The organism is Rhodothermales bacterium (assembly GCA_040221055.1).
Classification (GTDB): domain Bacteria; phylum Bacteroidota; class Rhodothermia; order Rhodothermales; family UBA10348; genus 1-14-0-65-60-17.
Genome location: JAVJVN010000009.1, coordinates 321,109 through 338,881, shown reverse-complemented (window position 1 = coordinate 338,881; position 17,773 = coordinate 321,109). Strand labels below are relative to the sequence as shown.

The 17,773-nt window shown below is 61.2% G+C and carries 15 protein-coding genes and 1 tRNA gene; 4 read left to right on the top strand and 12 right to left on the bottom strand.

Annotation, left to right across the window (positions count from 1 at the left end; genetic code table 11):
- Nucleotides 1-33 precede the first annotated feature (33 nt).
- Nucleotides 34-1,002 (bottom strand): NAD-dependent epimerase/dehydratase family protein, encoded by a 969-nt coding sequence (locus RIE53_04065; protein MEQ9103849.1) that lies wholly within the window; start codon nt 1,000-1,002, stop codon nt 34-36.
- A gap of 138 nt (nt 1,003-1,140) precedes the next feature.
- Between RIE53_04065 and RIE53_04060 the strand changes: the two genes are divergently transcribed.
- Nucleotides 1,141-2,223 (top strand): YncE family protein, encoded by a 1,083-nt coding sequence (locus RIE53_04060; protein MEQ9103848.1) that lies wholly within the window; start codon nt 1,141-1,143, stop codon nt 2,221-2,223.
- A 4-nt stretch (nt 2,224-2,227) separates the two neighbouring features.
- Nucleotides 2,228-4,063, top strand: coding sequence for a VCBS repeat-containing protein (locus RIE53_04055; protein ID MEQ9103847.1), 1,836 nt, complete (start codon nt 2,228-2,230; stop codon nt 4,061-4,063).
- 8 nt (nt 4,064-4,071) lie between these two features.
- On the opposite strand, the gene RIE53_04050 is transcribed toward RIE53_04055, so the two are convergent.
- The 7 genes from RIE53_04050 to RIE53_04020 are packed head-to-tail and all read right to left on the bottom strand — an operon-like array spanning nt 4,072 to nt 11,207.
- Nucleotides 4,072-5,691 carry a sterol desaturase family protein gene (locus RIE53_04050; protein ID MEQ9103846.1) on the bottom strand — a complete coding sequence of 540 codons (1,620 nt, stop codon included), beginning with the start codon at nt 5,689-5,691 and terminating at the stop codon, nt 4,072-4,074.
- Between the two features lie 25 nt (nt 5,692-5,716).
- Nucleotides 5,717-6,139 carry a hypothetical protein gene (locus RIE53_04045; protein ID MEQ9103845.1) on the bottom strand — a complete coding sequence of 141 codons (423 nt, stop codon included), beginning with the start codon at nt 6,137-6,139 and terminating at the stop codon, nt 5,717-5,719.
- Between the two features lie 7 nt (nt 6,140-6,146).
- Nucleotides 6,147-7,157 (bottom strand): agmatine deiminase family protein, encoded by a 1,011-nt coding sequence (locus tag RIE53_04040; GenBank protein MEQ9103844.1) that lies wholly within the window; start codon nt 7,155-7,157, stop codon nt 6,147-6,149.
- Between the two features lies 1 nt (nt 7,158).
- Complete coding sequence (locus tag RIE53_04035) at nt 7,159-8,076, bottom strand: carbon-nitrogen hydrolase (protein MEQ9103843.1); 918 nt, start codon at nt 8,074-8,076, stop codon at nt 7,159-7,161.
- A complete protein-coding gene (gene speA / locus RIE53_04030; GenBank protein MEQ9103842.1) occupies nt 8,073-10,028 on the bottom strand; it encodes a biosynthetic arginine decarboxylase in 1,956 nt (651 codons plus the stop codon). The genes RIE53_04035 and speA overlap by 4 nt, the downstream gene beginning before the upstream one ends.
- Nucleotides 10,025-11,020: a deoxyhypusine synthase family protein gene (locus RIE53_04025; protein ID MEQ9103841.1), complete on the bottom strand. Its 996-nt coding sequence runs from the start codon at nt 11,018-11,020 to the stop codon at nt 10,025-10,027. The genes speA and RIE53_04025 overlap by 4 nt, the downstream gene beginning before the upstream one ends.
- A 7-nt stretch (nt 11,021-11,027) precedes the next feature.
- Nucleotides 11,028-11,207, bottom strand: a complete 180-nt coding sequence (locus RIE53_04020) for a hypothetical protein (GenBank protein ID MEQ9103840.1) — start codon at nt 11,205-11,207, stop codon at nt 11,028-11,030.
- Between the two features lie 181 nt (nt 11,208-11,388).
- Between RIE53_04020 and RIE53_04015 the strand changes: the two genes are divergently transcribed.
- Nucleotides 11,389-12,621, top strand: a complete 1,233-nt coding sequence (locus RIE53_04015; protein ID MEQ9103839.1) for a GAF domain-containing sensor histidine kinase — start codon at nt 11,389-11,391, stop codon at nt 12,619-12,621.
- On the opposite strand, the gene RIE53_04010 is transcribed toward RIE53_04015, so the two are convergent.
- Nucleotides 12,593-13,738: a DUF3095 domain-containing protein gene (locus RIE53_04010; protein ID MEQ9103838.1), complete on the bottom strand. Its 1,146-nt coding sequence runs from the start codon at nt 13,736-13,738 to the stop codon at nt 12,593-12,595. The genes RIE53_04015 and RIE53_04010 overlap by 29 nt on opposite strands.
- 111 nt (nt 13,739-13,849) lie before the next feature.
- Nucleotides 13,850-14,455, bottom strand: coding sequence for an NAD(P)H-dependent oxidoreductase (locus tag RIE53_04005; GenBank protein ID MEQ9103837.1), 606 nt, complete (start codon nt 14,453-14,455; stop codon nt 13,850-13,852).
- Between the two features lie 51 nt (nt 14,456-14,506).
- Here RIE53_04005 and RIE53_04000 point away from each other — a divergent pair, with 51 nt between their 5' ends.
- Nucleotides 14,507-15,346, top strand: a complete 840-nt coding sequence (locus RIE53_04000; GenBank protein ID MEQ9103836.1) for a sulfite exporter TauE/SafE family protein — start codon at nt 14,507-14,509, stop codon at nt 15,344-15,346.
- 279 nt (nt 15,347-15,625) lie between these two features.
- On the opposite strand, the gene RIE53_03995 is transcribed toward RIE53_04000, so the two are convergent.
- Both RIE53_03995 and RIE53_03990 read right to left on the bottom strand, forming a co-directional pair.
- A tRNA-Asn gene (locus RIE53_03995) sits at nt 15,626-15,697 on the bottom strand.
- A 76-nt stretch (nt 15,698-15,773) separates the two neighbouring features.
- Nucleotides 15,774-17,681, bottom strand: coding sequence for a M1 family metallopeptidase (locus RIE53_03990; protein ID MEQ9103835.1), 1,908 nt, complete (start codon nt 17,679-17,681; stop codon nt 15,774-15,776).
- Nucleotides 17,682-17,773 lie beyond the last annotated feature (92 nt).

Here is a 17,773-nt window from a genome sequence, read left to right as displayed (position 1 = left end):
CGGTGAAAGAAGTCGGAAAAGGCTGGAGGGAAATTAAGCGCCCAGCAGTCGCTTTTCGAGGGTTCGATGACCCAGGCGCCGCGCGACGTTCACGAGCATGTCGTGGGTCATGGCCGAAAGGTCGTATTCGGGTTGCCAGTTCCAGTCTCGGCGAGCCTCGGAGTCATCGATGGAGGTCGGCCATGAATCGGCAATCTGCTGCCGGTAGTCCGGTTCGTACGTGCACGTGAAATCGGGCAGCCATTGCCGGATGGCATCCGCCAATTCGGCGGGGGTGAAGCTGATGGCGGCGATGTTGTAGCTCGTGCGCACCGTCAGGCTCGCGGAGTCGGCCGAAATCAGGTCCAGGACGGACTTGACGGCGTCCGGCATGTACATCATGGGCATGCGGGTTTCCGGGCCCACAAAGCACCGGTAGGCGCCCTGCGAGATGGCATCGAAGAACATGGCCACGGCCCAGTCGGTCGTGCCGCCACCGGGAGGGGCCGCGTGGCTGACCACGCCGGGAAACCGCACGCTGCGGACATCCACATTGTAGTACGTGGCATAGAATTGGGACAGCAGTTCTCCGGTCACCTTGGTGACGCCATACATGGTGTCCGGCTCGGTGATGGTGTGTTGCGGGGTCCGTTCCCGCGGTGTCGTGGTGCCGAACGAGGCGATGGAGGAGGGCCAGAAAAGGGGAAGGTCGCGGCTGCGTGCCGCATTGAGCATGTTCCTCAGGCCGGTGACATTCACGGCCCAGCACAGGTCCGGATACTGCTGACCCGTCGCGGACAGGATGCCCGCCAGGTGGACAATGGACGTGATGTCGTGCGCATCGAGGATCCGGTCCACGGCGGACTGGTCCGTTACGTCCAGCACGGCGAACGGGACCGGAGGGGGATCGGCCAGCGGTGGACGGACATCGGTGGCCAGGAGGGCGTCTGTGCCATGCTGTTCGGCCAGGGCATCCATGAGATCGACGCCGATCTGGCCGTTGGCACCTGTAATCAAAATCATGTGGTTCTCCGTTTTGTTCGAAGATAGGATGCAAGCGGGGGATGGGACACGTGTTGATCCAAGGTTCACACTGGAACGAATTGATCGGCCTGACGTGAGAGGATGCACGTTTTCACACCACATGACGTCCTGAGTACCATGAGATTCCTTTCCCCTGTGGCCATTCTTCTGGCAGCCCTCATTGTCCTGCCGGCATGCGCCCAAACCGATGCCACCCGCGCAACGAGTAGTCAAGATGATTTCGTGTACGTCACGAATCAGGGCAGTGGCTCGGTCACCGTTATCAACGCCCGCACGCTCGAAGTGGAGACGACCGTGGATCTGGGTCCCTTCGGGTTCGATGTCAACTCCAAGCCGCACGATGTGGCCGTCGAGCCCGACGGGTCATTTTGGTACGTGTCGGTCATCGGGGCCAATCGGGTCCTCAAGTTTACGCGGGACAATGAACTCGTTGGACAGGCTGAATTCGAAGTGGCCGGATTGGTCAAGTTGGACGCCTCGAGTGACAAGTTGTACGTGGGACGGTCCATGGGCGCGGTCAACCCACCGCGTCGGATCGGAATGATTGACCGGGACACCATGGAGATCGAGGAACTGGATGTGTTCGTTCCCCGCCCGCATGCGCTTGCGGTCTCTCCGGACGGGGGCCACGTCTTCGTGGCCTCCATGGATGAAGATCGTCTGGTCACCATCGACATGGCCTCCGGCGATCTGGCGTTCACGGACATCGACGGCGGTCAGATGCACAACCACATGTTCATGGACATGTCCATTTCGCCGGTCGACGGGACCCTGCTCAGCCCCGGTCAGATGTCCGGCCGCATGTTCTTCTTCAACACGGACGAGGACGGTGCCTTTGAGTTGCCGATTGCAGAGCAGTTCGATGTGGGTGAAGATCCGTGGCACTCGGTCTTCTCCAAGGACGGGAAATATGCCTATGTTGCGCGCAAGAAGACGAACTCGGTCATTGAAATCGACGTGGAGGCCCGTGAGGTCACCCGCACCGTCGACGGCGAAGGCTTCAATGAGCCGCATGCCGTGGCCATGGACCCTGCCGGTCGGTACATCTTCGTAAGCAACAATAACCTGGACCACAGCCGGCCTTCAACGACGAACCCGGATGAATACCCGGGTACGGTCACGGTCATCGACCTGGAAACGTTCGAGGTGGTGAAGGTCATCGAGGTCGGGAATTACGCCACAGGCATCAATGCACGCTGATTCAATGAGACGATTGACATGGTTGGTTGCCGGGGGCGTGGTATTGCTCGCCGGCTGCCGTTCGACCGATTCCCTTACCATCCAGGACGACGCTTCTGTCTTCCCGCCCCGTTTCCTCCAGGAAGTTTCGCCGTTCGAGGTCCGGGGAGAGGAAGGGGCACCGCTCAGCATGCCCTTCCGCGGTGGGTTCAACGTTCCGCGGGCCCAATTCGCGGATATTGACGGGGACGGGGATCAGGACCTGTTCGTTCAGGAAGAAGCCGGTAGCGTCATCCATTTTGAAAATACGGGATCGGCGACATCGCCCGAGTTCACCTGGCGGACCGACGAGTATGCCGGCTTGGACGTCGGAGAGTGGTATCGAATGCTGGACGTGGACAGGGATGGCGACATGGACATCATGTCCGAGTCCCGCTACAGCTATGTCAAGTACTGGCGGAACGAAGGCACCCCGGAAGAGGCCCGCTTCGTGGTCGCGGAAGATTCGCTGAAGGATGCCGACGGGACACCCATTTTCGCGGACCGGCAGAATATTCCCCACCTCACCGACATCGATTGCGACGGGCATCTGGACCTTTTCATCGGGCGCGTTACCGGGACCATCACCCGGTACGAATCCGTGGGCATGGATGACGACCTGATTCCGCGCTTCCGCATGGTCATTGACCGGTGGGAGGACATCGAGATCGTGGGCGAGAACGCAACGCTCCATGGAGCCAACACCATGACGTTCGGGGATCTGGACGGGGACGGGGACGAGGACCTGCTGTGGGGCGATTTCTTCGAAGCCGGCCTGCTGCTCATCCGGAATCAAGGTTCCTGTGGTGCGCCGTCATTCCGCGGTGAGCCGCAGAATTTCCCCTTGGACAACCCGGTAGCCACTTCCGGATACAATGCGCCGGTCCTGGTCGATATCGACGGGGATGGCGATCTGGATCTGTTCATGGGGGTTCTGGGCGGTGCGTTCAATTCGAACGCGACCACCCGGGAGAATTTCTATTATTTCGAGCAGACGGGACCTGAGAAATTCGAGGTACGTACGGCCCGGGCCATCCGGGACCTGGACGTGGGAAGCGAGAGCATTGTCAAATTGGCGGACCTGGACGGCGACGGGGATCTGGACATGCTGGTCGGCAACAAGATCGAACCGACCAACCAGCGCACGTCGCTCCTGTTCTATTACGAGAACACCGGCACCTCCACGGCCCCTGAATTCGTCTTCCGCGAAGCCCAGGACTACATAGAAACCTACCATCAAAACCCGGCCATTGCGGACCTGGATGCCGATGGCGACCTGGACTACCTGATCGGCAAGTGGAACCGTGAGATGGCCTACTGGCGGAACGAAGGCAGCCCGTCCATGCCATCGTTCACGGAAGTGGATCCGGTATGGGTAACGCTTACGCGGGGCCAGAACACCACGCCGGCGCTGGTTGACCTGGATGGAGACGGGGACCTGGACCTGGTCTCAGGGGAAGCCTCCGGTAACCTGAATTACTGGCAGAACATCGGCACGCCCGAAGAGGCCGTATTCGAATTGGTCTCCGATGAGTGGTTGGGCATCAAGATGGGACGTCGGGCTTTCCCGTCATTCGTGGATCTGGATGGCGACGGTGACATGGATATGGTCATCGGCACCGAACTGGACGGATTGCAGTTGTTCGTGAACAATGGCACGCCCCAAGCGCCGGACTTCGAACTGTTCGGAGCACTGGACATTCCCGTCCAAGCGTTGTCCGCGCCGGAATGGGCGGATATAGATGGCGACGGGGACATGGACCTGTTCGTCGGCGGAGCATCCGGTGGTGTCCAGTTCTTCCGGAACCAGACCATCCGGTAGGCTCGGCTCTATTCAGGCAGCGTGACCCGGACCCAGGCCTCGATCGCGCCGGTAAAGAGCGGGCTGGGTCCGCCTGCGCCGCGTCCGCCGAAGTCCCGCCCTACGGCTCCGAAGCCGCCCGTATTGCCCCTGGCGCCGTCCATATCGCGTCCGCCCGTCCCGCGGTCGGTCGACGAGTCTCCGTCCGTGTCCTGGCCGACGGTCTCGAAACCGATCTGTACGGTAGATCCGGGCGGCAAATGGACATGGAATCCGTCGGGCCCGACATCGTGCCTGGGAATCCGCAGTTCCATGGTGAATGCTCCGAAGTCAAAGCCCATGTGCGCCTGGAGTCCCGGGGCCGATGCCACCGGTCTCCGGATGGGTTTGTCAACTTCGAAAAACAGATCGATCAGGCCCGGATCCCGCTCGGGGCCCGTGCGAGCTTGAGGACCTCCCTGTGGCGGCGGCCCCACCGGATAGCGTAAACCGTACCCGGTTTGCTTGCCCGCAGTCGTGTCGAACCAGATGGTCAGTCCCTCGCGGGCAATCTGCTGTACGGTGGCCCGTTGCGTGCTGACGACAGCCAGGTAGAGGTAGTCATCATCATGTTGTACGCCCACGCGAAGTCGCGTATCCGCGATCTCGTTGAAATGGTCGAACCACTCGACGACATCAGCGTCCACCTCGATCTCCCGCGAAACGGGTGCACTTGTCAACGCCGCCGAGCCCGCGCAACCGGACAGGAGCAGGAACAGCAGAATGAGCGCCACAGGTCCGGAATCCGACGGCCCTGGATGCGACGGGCCGGGATCGGAAAACTTGGCGCCTGTCGGCGGCCGGTACGTCTGGAACGGAATGCCCATCAGGTTGACCAGGTCATCGTGTTCCTCCGGATCCATGTGGGTATCGATACCGAAGCGGACCTCCGTCGCCGGCATCGGGTCATAGGTACCGAACCAGCGGTCCCACAGGGAGAAGATGTTGCCGTAATTCGTGTCCGTCTGGGGCTGAACCCAGTGATGGTGCACCTTGTGCATGTCCGGCGTGACAAAGACGAAGGACAAACTCCGCTCCAGCCAACCCGGAAGGGAGATGTTCGCATGGTTGAACTGGGAAAAAAGCGCCGAGAGGGTCTGATACAGGAACACAACGCCAATGGGTACGCCCGCCACCAGGATGGCCATCACGGTGAACAGCGCGCGGAAGACCGATTCTCCCGGGTGATGCCGCAGCGCCGTAGTGACGTCCACGTGCGTATCGGTATGATGGATGAGATGGAATTTCCACATCCACCGAACCCGGTGTTCCAGCCAGTGGATGAACCATGCGCCGATCAAATCCAGCAGGAGCACGCCACCGAGTACATGGACCCAGAGCGGCAAATCCACCAGATAGAGTACTCCGAATCCGCGTTCTCCTGTCCAATCGGCCGCCCAGACGATCAGAAACGCGAGACCCAGGTTGACCACCAGCGTGGTGAGCGTGAATACAAGGTTCAGCGCAGCGTGCCGATACCGCTTGTAGGCCCACGAAAACAACGGGATTACACCCTCGAGCGCCCAGAACAGCACGATTCCCGACACAAGCACGATTGACCGGTACGATGACGGAATGGTCTCGAAGAAGGTCAGGAAATCGTGCAGCATGGGCTCTCCGTTGGTGGGCGTCGCGTCAGTCTTCTTCTTCGGGCGCCTCGTCCTCTTCTTCCTCGTCCGCGTCTCCGCCAAGGGTGTCCAAGGCATCCGTCAGGTCGTCGCCACCCGTGTCCACATCGTCGTCATCATCGTCATCGACGACGACCGGGGGAACCACCAGGGTGGGATCGACATCCGGTGCAAGTCGATACCGGTCGCCCAGCGGGTGCTTCCCATCGGCAATCACGATACCCTGTTCAATCAGTCGCTTGGCCGTGATGATGGGACAAGGGTCGTATCCCTTGCCCGGCATGAAGAAATTCGCGCTTTTGCGGACGGGCGATACAATCAGCACATAGCCTTTGGACAGTTTGGCGTGTGCGTGCAGGGCCCACTTCTCACGGGACACCGACGGGGCGGCTCGGGAGTCCTTGAATTCGGAACTGGAGAGTTCGGACATGGGATGCTCAGGTAGTGCTAGGGTGGTTGCGGGGTACTTGTTGCGAGAGGCAATGGAGGGCGCCGAGCCCCCGAATGACCTCCGTACAGCGGATGGGTACCACGGTTCGATCAGGAAACAGTATGCCCAGCGTCGAACAGACCTCTTCATCGGCCGGGCAGCCATACACGGGTACGACCACAACGGAATTGCCGATGTAGAAGTTCATGTAGCTGGCGGGCAGTCGCACGCCTTCGTGCCACACAGGATCCGGGTGCGGCAGGGCAATCAGACGAATATCATCGTGAAAATTTGCTTCCAGGAGTTCACGGTTGCGTTCAAACCCCTTGAAGTGGACGTCCTGCTCCGCAACGACCGGGTAAACGAGCGTATCCGGATCCGTAAAACGGACCAGGTTGTCAATGTGACCGTCCGTGTCGTCTCCCGCCAGTTCCCCTTCCAGCCACACAATCCGCTCGACGCCGAGATACTCCCTGAACAGGGATTCTGCCCCGTCCTGGTCCAATCCGGGGTTCCGGTTCGGATTCAGGACGCAGGAGGCCGTCGTAAGCAACGTGCCCCGGCCGTCGGTTTCCAGCGCGCCGCCTTCCAGCGTGACGTCAACGGACACGCACCGTGCACCCGTCATTGCGGCCATCCGGGCCGCGACCTGCTGGTCGAGATCAAAGGGGGGGTATTTGCCGCCCCAGGCATTGTAGTGCCAGTCGAGCGCAACCCGATCCTCGCCGTCATAGACGAAGGTAGCCCCGTGATCCCGGCACCACGCATCGTTGGTCGGGATGACCGGATACACAATATTCCGGTCCGTACCGACGATGTTCCGGACATGACGGACGTGCGCGTGGTCCAGGCAATTCAACCACACCGTTTCGCCACTGGCCAGTGCGCGGACCGCCTCGGCCAGGGCCTGTTCGGTTTCGGGCAGGCCGGTCGGCCACGTATCGCGGTTCTGGGGCCATGAAAACCACGTACCCTCGTGCGGCTCCCACTCGGCCGGAAAGCGGCGCTTTGGGTTCACGTCAGTCGGCATCGATGAAGCGGCGCGTGATGTCGCCGTAGGCGTCTATGCGGCGGTCCCGGAAAAACGGCCAGCCGCCCCGTTGTTCAGCTATCCGATCAAGATCAAGCGTGTGCAGCAGGACGATGGGTTCGTCTGCCGGCGTCTCCTGCGGCCCTTTCTCGAGGATCATGCCGTCGGGGCCAGCCAGGAACGACTGCCCCCAGAATTCAATACCCTCGGGGTGCGCGCCGCCCGGGACGGTCGGCTCGAAACCGGACCGGTTGACCGCGGCCACGAAGCATCCGTTGGCGACGGCGTGGCTGCGCTGGATGGTCTCCCATGCTGCATGCTGGGCCTCCCCGTGGGACGCTTTCTCGTACGGGTGCCACCCGATGGCCGTCGGGTAGAACAGGACGTCCGCGCCCATCAGGGCCGTCAGTCGCGCCGCTTCGGGATACCACTGATCCCAGCACACCAGGACGCCTACCCGGATCCCGGCGGTCTCGAAGACCTTGAACCCCAGGTCGCCCGGCGCGAAATAGAACTTCTCCGAGTACAGCGGATCGTCCGGAATATGCATTTTACGATACTTTCCGAGGTATCCGCGCTTCGGGTCGATGACGGCAGCTGTGTTGTGGTACAGGCCTTCGGCCCGCTTTTCAAACAGGCTCGCGACGACCGATACGCCGAGCCGCGCGCACTCGGCAACCAGCCGGTCCGTCGTCGGTCCGGGAATGGGTTCGGCCAGGCGGAACAGGTCCACATCCTCCGCCTGACAGAAATACGGGGAGAGGAACAGCTCGGGAAGACACACGAGCGTTGCGCCGCCCTCCGCAGCCGTCTCCATGCCCCGGACGGCGCGTTCCAGATTCGTGGCCGCGTCCTCAGCGCATTGCATCTGGACCAGGCCAACAGTAACGGATCGGGAGGTTGTCATGCCCTGTCGTGCGTCGTGTAGTACGTATGTTGATCAAACGCCTTCTTGTAGCGCTCCAGGAGTTCGAATCCGATCCGGGGGCGCAGTGTTCCGTCATCGATCTTGGACCGGATGAGCTTGTTCATCCGGTTCTGCAGATCGTTCGGGAAGTACTGCACAAGCGCCAGCATATCCTGCACGGACGTTCCCGGAAGGATCTTCTCGATGTAAAAGCCCTCCGGTTCGTCGTCGTCGGCGTAGATGTGGGCTTCCGATACGCGTCCGAACAGATTGTGCGTATCGCCCATGATATCCTGGTACGCGCCCATCAGGAAAAACCCGAGGTAATACGGCTCGCCCGGTTCAATGGCGTGCATGTTCATGAACCGTTTGTCCGTCCCCGATGAGACATAGCTGCTGATCTTTCCGTCCGAATCGCACGTCAGGTCCACCAACACGGCGCGGCGCGTGGGCTCCTCATCAAGGCGCTGGAGGGGCATGATGGGGAAGCGCTGGCCGATGGCCCAGTGGTCCAGCGCCGATTGGAAGACGGAAAAGTCGCACAGGCACTGGTCCACGAGGTGGGTGTCCAGCGCATCCAGTTCGGGCGGCAGGATCTCGTCCTCGTCCATCGCATGGAGGAACCGATTCAAGCGGCGGCAAATGGACCAGTACAGGCGTTCCGCTGCCGCTTTTTGCTCAATGCTCAAGTACCCGAATCCGAACAGGGAGTCGGCTTCCTGACGCTTGCCGGCGGCATCATGGAGCGCCTCGAGCAACTGCGAAAGGTCCATTTCCTCACCCGCCGAGACCCAGGAGAGCGTCTCGAACAGATCCTTTACCACCTGGTGGTCATCCTCGGACGGTTCGAAATCATCATTGATTTCGTCCTTCCGGTACATGCCGAGGGTATTCACGACCAGCACGGAGTGATGGGCCGTGAGCGCGCGTCCGCTTTCGGAGATGATGACGGGATGCGGTGCATCGGCCGCGTCACACACTTCCTTGACCGTCTGTACGATGGCGTTGGCGTACTCCTGCAGGGAATAGTTGATGCCGTCTTCGTCACTGGCATACGATGCGCCGTAATTGACGCCGAGGCCACCCCCGACATCCAGGTAATCGACCGGAATACCCCGCGCCCGCATCTGGACGTAGACCTGGGTGATCTCCTTGACCGCCCGTTTCAGCGACCGGATGTCCGAAATCTGGCTGCCCAGGTGGAAATGCAGCAGCTTGAACGCATCCACCTCGTCCAACTCATGCAGCCGTTCAATGACGCGGAGGAGTTCGGGAATGGAGATGCCGAATTTGGACAGGTCTCCGCCGGAATCGGCCCATTTACCGGCACCGGCCGTTGTCAGGCGAACGCGCACGCCGAACTGAGTGGCGATTTTGCGCTTGCGCGACGCCGCCATCAAGGCATCGAACTCGTCATACTTCTCCATGACCGGGAGCACGTTCTTGCCGAGGGACTGCCCCGTCAGGATGAGGTCGACCGTGGTCTGGTCCTTGTAGCCGTTGCAGATCAGGAGCGTGTCATCACTCTCCAGATGAGGGAGGGCGGCCACCAATTCAGCCTTGGAGCCACACTCCAGGCCCATGCCGAAGGGCTTTCCGGCATCCAGCACTTCCTCCACCACTTCGTGGAGTTGATTCACCTTGATGGGATAGACCCCCGTATACCGGTTGCCGTATTCCATCTCCTTGATGGCCTCGCGGAACGCCTCATTGAGTTGCACGACCCGCCCCTTGAGTACATCCTGGAAGCGGATGAGCAGCGGGAAGGTGACACCCCGGTCAACGAGCGCATCCACGACCTGGCGGATGTCGATCGGGTTGCCAATCTGGGTGGCATGTACGTTTCCGTTGTCGCCGACTGCGTAGTACCCGTCGCTCCAGGTACCCATCATATACAACGCTTCCGCATCGTCAGTGGACCATGCGGTGACAGGGACAATTGGTTCTTTCAATGGCCTTTGGGATGAGCCTGGTCGCCCAGACGTTCGAGGACGTAGGTGAAGATGAGCGGTGCGACAATGGTCGCGTCGGACTCGATCACGTAGGAAGGGGTATCTGCGGAGAGCTTGCCCCAGGTGATCTTCTCGTTCGGCACGGCCCCGGAGTACGAGCCGTAACTGGTCGTGGAATCACTGATCTGGCAGAAATAGGCCCAGCGTTTCACGTCGTCGAGCTCAAGATCCTGCTCCAGCATGGGGACGACGCAAATGGGAAAGTCGCCGGCAATGCCACCGCCAATCTGGAAGAAACCCACGCCTGCCGAAGGGACTTCCCTGCGGTACCAGTCGGCCAGATAGGTCATGTACTCGATTCCGGACCGGACCGTGTGGACGTTCTTGACGGTCCCCTTGATGACGTGCCCGGCAAAGATGTTGCCCAGCGTGGAGTCTTCCCAGCCCGGTACAATGATGGGGAGGTTCTTTTCGGCCGCCGCCAGCAGCCAGCTGTCGGCAGGGTCAATCTGGTAGTGCTCCTCCAGGACGCCGCTGAGCAGGATCCGGTACAGGAACTCGTGCGGGAAATACCGCTCACCGGCCTCATCGGCGGCGACCCAATGATCGAGGACGGCTTTCTCAATGCGACGGATGGCCTCTTCCTCGGGGATGCACGTATCGGTGACCCGGTTCAGGTGCCGCTCCAGCAGGGCCTCTTCGTCGGCCGGCGTCAAGTCCCGATACCGCGGAATACGGACGTAATGGTCATGGGCCACCAGGTTGAAGACATCTTCCTCCAGATTGGCACCCGTGCACGTAATGGCGTGCACATGTCCCCGACGGATGAGCTCCGCGAAGGACAACCCCAGTTCGGCCGTGCTCATGGCACCGGCCAGGGTGACCATCATCTTACCGCCCTTCTGCAGGTGATCCACGTACCCCTTTGCCGCATCGACCAGCGCTGCGGCGTTGAAGTGCCGGTAATGATGTTCAATGAAATCAGAAATCAATCGATTGTTACCACTCGTCGTCTTCTTCGTCGTCTTCCCAGTCATCCTCGTCATCGTCCTCCCAGTCTTCTTCTTCGTCGTCTTCTTCCCATTCGTCGTCCTCATCCTCTTCGTCATCAAAGACGTACTCATCATCATCCTCGTCCCAGGCGGCGGTGATCTCCTCGAGTTCCAGTTCCAGTTCCATTGGTCCAGAAAGGTTGGTGTGACGCTGAATAAAGTACGACAATACCCATATTGACGATGCGTGAATTTTTCCGATGCCGACGGGGCGCCGAACATCCGCCTCTCGGGGACCTTCCCGGGTGCCGACTCGATTTGCCGCCGGGTTTCTCCTAAGTTTGGAAGACCCAAACCATTTCTCCTGCATGCCTCATTCCCCCATCCGCGACCGGCTGGTCCTCCAGCGACTGCTGGACGTGACCATCCAGTTGAATTCGGCCGGCAGTCTGGACGACTTGCTTACGTATATCATAGAAGCCGTTACCCAGCTGTTGGACTGCGAAGCCGGTTCGCTGCTGCTGTTCGACGAGCGACACCAGGAACTCCGGTTCGTGGCTTCGACCGGTACGAGCCAGGAGGATCTGGCCGCCATACCGGTTCCCCTCGAAGGCAGCATTGCCGGTCGGGTATTCACGACTGGCGATCCCGTCATCCAGAATGACCTGCGGGCCGCAGAACAGCATTTCAAGGTCGTGGGTGAGGTCGTGAACTTCAGGACCGACTCGCTCCTCGCGGTCCCGATGTCCATTGAGGGACGGGCCACCGGCGTTCTCGAGGCCCTCAACAAGCGGTCGGGACCGTTCGACGTCGAGGACGAGGCGTTGCTCAGCGGGTTTGCCAACCAGGCCGCACTGGCCATTCGGAATGCCCGGCAAATCCGGTATGTCGAGTCCGCCTATGAGCGGCTCCAGGCGTTCGAGGCCTTCCGGACCGAGTTCATGGCCATCGCCTCGCATGAATTGCGTACGCCGCTCGCTATCCTGAACCAGGCGCTCGATATCCTGCAGGAGGAGACCACGGGGATCCAACAGACGTTTGCCGGTGACGCCCGCGTCGCGGCCGATCGCATGGCATCCATCATCGAGTCCATGACGCAGCTCGAGGCGCTGCGGCTGGGCAATGTGGACGGGGCCCGTCGGGCGGTCTCCATCCGGGATGTACTTCTCAGGCTGGGGGAGGACTACGGGCCGGTCGTACGCAAGGCGGGCCTTTCATTCTCTGTCTCGGCGCCCAACATGGACGTCTCGGTTTGGTCCGACCTGGACCGACTGGTGCGCATTCTGGGCAACGCCATCCTGAACAGCGTGGCGGCCACGGAGGAAGGTGGACAGGTTCATGTGACCTGCCAACACGACGAAAACGGGCTGCAACTGTCCGTGACCGACACGGGTGCCGGGCTGTCCAGACAGGACCTGTCCCGTGCGTTCGATGAGTTCTTCCAGGCAGAAGACCACATGACGCGCAAGCAGGGCGGCCTCGGCATCGGTCTTGCGGTGGCCCGCAAGTTGGCGGAACTGGATGATGCGGTCGTCGGGCTTGAAAGTGACGGTCTGGGCCGCGGAGCACGATTTACGTTGACGTTTCCAGCCGACGTTTGAGGTCGGCGGCGGCCATGGCGTACCCGCCGTCCGATCCATCGACGAAGTGAACCTGATCGCCGAGGCGTTCGAACACCACACAGGTCATGATGGCGCTCCCTGCGACGTGCATCCCCCAGACCAGGTGTCCTGCGGCATGACGTTCTTGCAAAAAAGCATTCAGCTGCTCCCGTTGGGCGGTGGTGCCGCTCATGACCATACGGAGCATGCCGTCGAACTTGCGCACGTCCGACGTGTCCGAGAGGGTCGGCAGGTAGCGGTCCCATTCGACGCCGCCTACCGTCAGCTTCAGGCGGACGAAGAGCACCAGGAGGAACTGCTGCAGCCAGATCCGAATGGTGTACAGGGTGCGGTGTCCCGGCGAACGCCGGACCTTGGGTTCGTACCGGGCCAGCTTGAATGGATTGAGGGCGAGTCGAAGATTCCCGGGAAGGGTCGGGTGGCGCTCGGCGTCGGTGCCGTATATCCGGTCCAGTGTCGTGAACAGGCTGCGGTATTCCTCGGCTCGGTCAGCCAGTACGAGCAAGCTGACCGTCTCCCCCCGAGGACTGTCAATGCGTGACCAGCGGCATTCCACACCTGTGAAATCCGGTGGCCGCTCCGCGACATCATCCATGCGGTACACACCTGCACCGTCCGCCTTCTTGACCCGTCGTTCGGCTTCCGCAACGCCCGGACCACGCAGGATGGCCTGGGCATAGTGTGTGGACGCCTGATAGCGCGCCACCTGGATGTCGAGCCCCTCCGATCGCAGCGTACCCACCCGGATCATTCCCGCGTGCAGTTCCATCGAGAACAATTCCCGGGCCGACCGGACTACGCCCAGCAGGGTGCCCGCAATGCGCTCCCGGTCCGTTTCCGGCACGAGCAGCGTGGCCCCGTCACCTCCGAAAACAAAGGGGATATCGCGGTCCGTGGCGGCATTCCGGAGCGCGGCTATGGCACTCGCACCGACAAAGTTGACATCCCGGTAATGCCCGCGGCGTATCCAACCGGTCGAATCCTGGATGTCCAGAACGACGGCCCACCAGTCGTCCGGGACGGGCTGGAAATTCGCATCATCGAACACGCCCTCAAACACATGAACGGGTGGTAAATCGGTGTAGAAAGAGGGCATGGCATCGGCATCAGATGGATCGGCGGGGCATTCGTCCAGTAGGTCGAAGCGCAGGCGGGACCGTTACGGAAGGTACGGATTAATGCCTTTGACCAGTCGGACTCCGTTCCGTCAAGCCGGGTCCTTCCTGGAGATCGCATCTGCCGTTTCGTGTACGAATTCCTGGAATGTCACGAGGTATTCGCCAATGAAGCCCCGGGTCGCCTGGTCGGTCAATTGCCCATCATCGTTGAATTTATCGGCAGCTTTATTCACGGCGACCCCGGGATGCGGCATGACCAGAGCGAGCGATGCCATGAGGATCAGTTTGAGGTGTTCCTGGCCCCGGGTTGTTCCGAAAGCCCCCGGGGAAGCGCCCATGATGGCTACGGCCTTGCCAGCCAGCGGTGAGCGGAATGCCGGACGGGATGCCCAGTCGATTGCGTTCTGGAGTACTCCCGGAATGGCGGAATTGTATTCCGGAGTAACCACCAGCAGGGCACCGGCGTCGGAAATCGCCTTCTTGAAGCGTTCCACTTCCTCCGGCCGTAGACCATCCTTGTCGAGATTGCCGTTGTAGAAAGGAATCCCCGCCAGGTCGTACGGTTCGATGTGCACGCCGTCAGGGGCCAGCTCCATCGCGGCCTGCAGAAGTGCACGGTTGTAGGATCCTTCGCGAATGCTGCCAGCGAAGCCCAGCACGCGCAGCTTGGGTGGATTATTCGGGGAGTGCGACATGACTTGTGGCGACTGTTGGAGTGGACGGGGACCTTCCGAAGGTATGGAATAATGCCCCGGGACGGCCGTACTTTACGCCCATACGCCAAGGGATGGCATTCAATGGACCACATTTCAGTTGCACTGGTCGCCTTCTTGGCGTCCATTCTGACCCTCTACTCGGGCTTCGGATTGGGGACCGTTCTCTTGCCGGTCTTCGCAATGTTTTTTCCGGTTGAGGTCGCCGTCGCAGCCACGGCCGTGGTCCACGCCGCGAACAATGTTTTCAAGATCGCCGCGGTCGGACGGCATGCGGACTGGGCGCTGGTCCGCCGCTTCGGCATTCCGGCCATTGCTGCTGCCGTCGTCGGCGCGTCCCTCCTGGGTCTGGTATCGACCGCACCGCGGCAGTTGGCATGGTCGTTTTTCGGGTTGGACGCCACATTGACACCCGTGGGACTCATACTGGGCGTGCTGATGGTCGGATTCGCGTTATTTGAACTCCTGCCCGCGCTCCGCCGGTTGGAATTCGGACGCGATCATCTGGTTGCCGGTGGATTGTTGTCGGGCTTTTTCGGCGGTCTTTCCGGACACCAGGGTGCCCTTCGATCGGCATTCCTGGTCAAACTGGGCCTGGATACACCTGTTTTCGTGGGCAGTACCGCGCTTATCAGTTTCATGGTGGATGCGATGCGTATTGCGGTCTACGCCGCCACGTTCTTCCTGCTGGGAAAGGGGTCCCCGATCGGTTCGACGGAAGCTCCGCTGATGGCCACGGCCATAGTCGCCGCCTTCGCGGGCGTCTTCCTCGGCAGCCGATACGTCGCCAAAGTGACCATGGAGACGGTACAGCTGATTGCCGGCACGTTGTTGCTGATTATCGGGTTGGGTGTAGCGGTCGGCTTGATCTGAAGCGCTCGGGTACGGTTCGACTCCTGCCCCGAAATTGAAAAAGCCGGACCCCACGTCGTGGGATCCGGCTTTTTCATGCTCCCCGGGTAGGATTTACTCGCCACGACGGGGCGAGGAGGAAGAGAGAGCTTGTGCCACAAGGCTCGTAAGTCGCGTCGGCTGGCGCCGCCGCTCGTTTGAACCTCCCTCGCGCCTGGCGGCGCTCGGGTACGGTTCTCATCCTACCCGGGGGTAAATAATAAACGCCCGCCCAGCACGAGGCTGAGCGGGCGTTCATTGCTCCCCGGGTAGGATTCGAACCTACGACCCTGCGGTTAACAGCCGCATGCTCTACCGCTGAGCTACCGAGGAATGACAGACTGCCAAGATAGGGTGATCCCGGCATTCAGGACAACCCCCTTTATGCTGATTTCAAAATCGGAATCGGTCAGCGCACGGGCGATGCCGTCCAAACGTTGTTCGAGCGGTCCACGTCCGGAGCAAAGCCATCCGGGTCGATTTCCACCCGCACCACACGTCCGGGTTGGAACGTGACCTCTTCGAGGCGTGAGCCTTCGAGCCAGAAATCCGCGGAAATGGCCATTTCAATCGTCATGTCGTCGTCGTACGTGACCCGCACGTGAGCCGGATAGGGCGTAAGACCCCGGTCCGCCACGCGTACGACCACGCCCCCGGGGCCGGACGTCACCGACTCCACCGCGTGGTCCAGGGTCCACGTCTCGAAGAACAACGGCGTCCAGAACCAGTCCAGGTCCCGGCCCAGCACGTCTTCGAACGTATTGAACAGATCGTAGGGTTGCGGATGCCGGTACGCCCAGCGCCGGGCATACTCCTGATAGGCCTCATAGAACCGCTCGTCGCCGATCATGCCGCGCAGGGCGTGGAGCGCCACGGCCGGCTTGCTGTAGGAAGCCAAGCCGCGTGCCGCCCCATCCAACGGATACTGGTCGCCGTGGCGCATCGGTTCCACCTCGTCGCCGGTTCCGGCAATCCGGTAGTAGCCCTGACCGGCGGGATTCCATGCATCGACCCCCCAGAAATCGGCCGTTGCCTCATTCGTATTGAAGGATGTCAGTCCCTCGTCCATCCACGTGAAGGCCTTCTCGTTGCTGCCCACGATCATGGGAAACCACATATGGGCGATTTCATGGAAGGTCACGCCGAACAAGGCCCTGTCCGATCGGCTGCCACCAATATGGGTCATCATCGGGAATTCCATGCCGCCGCCAACGACACCTTCAACCGCCGTCATGTGCGGATAGGGGTAGGGAAGGCCCAACTGCCGCGACAGGAATTCTATGCTGTACCGCCCGAACTCGGCGGATCGTTGCCAGACCGCGGCCTCCGGACGATACAGCGCGTGGATCATGGACGTGCCGCCATCGCCCGTGTCGGCGTGCGTGGCATCCCACAGATAGCGATTGGACGATGCGAACGAAAAGTCCCGGACGCGTTCCGCGCGGAAATGCCACGTCAGGTGGCCCTCATCCGATGTCCGGGTAGCCGTACCCGACGCCAGATCCGATTCCGTGACCACGTGCACCACATCCGGCTCCGAAGCTGCTCTTCGAAGGCGATCCCGGGCGGCATCGGTGAGCACATCGTCCGGATTCGAAAGGACTCCTGTGGCCCCCACCAGCCATCCGTCCGGCGCGGTGATCCGGACGTCGTAGTCCGCGAATCCCATGTAGAACTCGCCATTGCCCATGTAGGCTTCGGCGTTCCAGCCCTTGACGTCATCGTAGACGGCCAACTGGGGATACCAGTACGCCACAAAGAACATTTCGCCATCCGTGCCCATGCGCGGGGCGCCCGGACCGGGGACCTCGAACGACCACGTGAAGCCGAGTCGTACCGTCTGGCCTGGAAGGACGGGCTCCGCCGGGACGAGGGTCATCCGCGTGCCGTTTACCACATAACCGGGCTGGCGCGCCGACGTACGCTCCACGAGCGGCGCATCGTTCACCGAGACGGTACCCAGATGCACACCGCCGGTCAATGCCTGGGGCCGGTTCCGGACCACGCCCTCCGCATGCAGATTCTGGCGCAGGTGGACAGGCAGCACGCGGAGCGTATCGGGCGAAGCATTCGTGTAGGTGACGACCGACGTGGCCCGGACCGTGCGGGTATCGGGCGACAGCACGACGTCCATGTCGTACGTCGCGGTGTTCAACCAGTAGTTCGGGCCCGGGTGCCCGGTCCGCGTCCGCGTTCCGTTCTCGATGGCCCGTTCAAATCGCGGGCCTTCCATGACCGGATAGGGCACGGGACGGACGGCCTGGGCCGTGCCCGGAGTGGCCATGAACAGCGACATCAAGAAAAGAACAGACAGCAAGGCCAGAACGCGTGTCATAGGAAAAACCGGTAATAAAATGGAATGGGGTCCAGTATATCCGGTTTGCTGCAGGAATGCTGTAGGGAAATCTT

Coding starts and splice junctions, on each gene's coding strand:
- RIE53_04065 (MEQ9103849.1), bottom strand. CDS start 1,002: ATGATTTTGATTACAGGTGCCAACGGCCAGATCGGCGTCGATCTCATG.
- RIE53_04060 (MEQ9103848.1), top strand. CDS start 1,141: ATGAGATTCCTTTCCCCTGTGGCCATTCTTCTGGCAGCCCTCATTGTC.
- RIE53_04055 (MEQ9103847.1), top strand. CDS start 2,228: ATGAGACGATTGACATGGTTGGTTGCCGGGGGCGTGGTATTGCTCGCC.
- RIE53_04050 (MEQ9103846.1), bottom strand. CDS start 5,691: ATGCTGCACGATTTCCTGACCTTCTTCGAGACCATTCCGTCATCGTAC.
- RIE53_04045 (MEQ9103845.1), bottom strand. CDS start 6,139: ATGTCCGAACTCTCCAGTTCCGAATTCAAGGACTCCCGAGCCGCCCCG.
- RIE53_04035 (MEQ9103843.1), bottom strand. CDS start 8,076: ATGACAACCTCCCGATCCGTTACTGTTGGCCTGGTCCAGATGCAATGC.
- RIE53_04020 (MEQ9103840.1), bottom strand. CDS start 11,207: ATGGAACTGGAACTGGAACTCGAGGAGATCACCGCCGCCTGGGACGAG.
- RIE53_04015 (MEQ9103839.1), top strand. CDS start 11,389: ATGCCTCATTCCCCCATCCGCGACCGGCTGGTCCTCCAGCGACTGCTG.
- RIE53_04010 (MEQ9103838.1), bottom strand. CDS start 13,738: ATGCCCTCTTTCTACACCGATTTACCACCCGTTCATGTGTTTGAGGGC.
- RIE53_04005 (MEQ9103837.1), bottom strand. CDS start 14,455: ATGTCGCACTCCCCGAATAATCCACCCAAGCTGCGCGTGCTGGGCTTC.
- RIE53_04000 (MEQ9103836.1), top strand. CDS start 14,507: ATGCCCCGGGACGGCCGTACTTTACGCCCATACGCCAAGGGATGGCAT.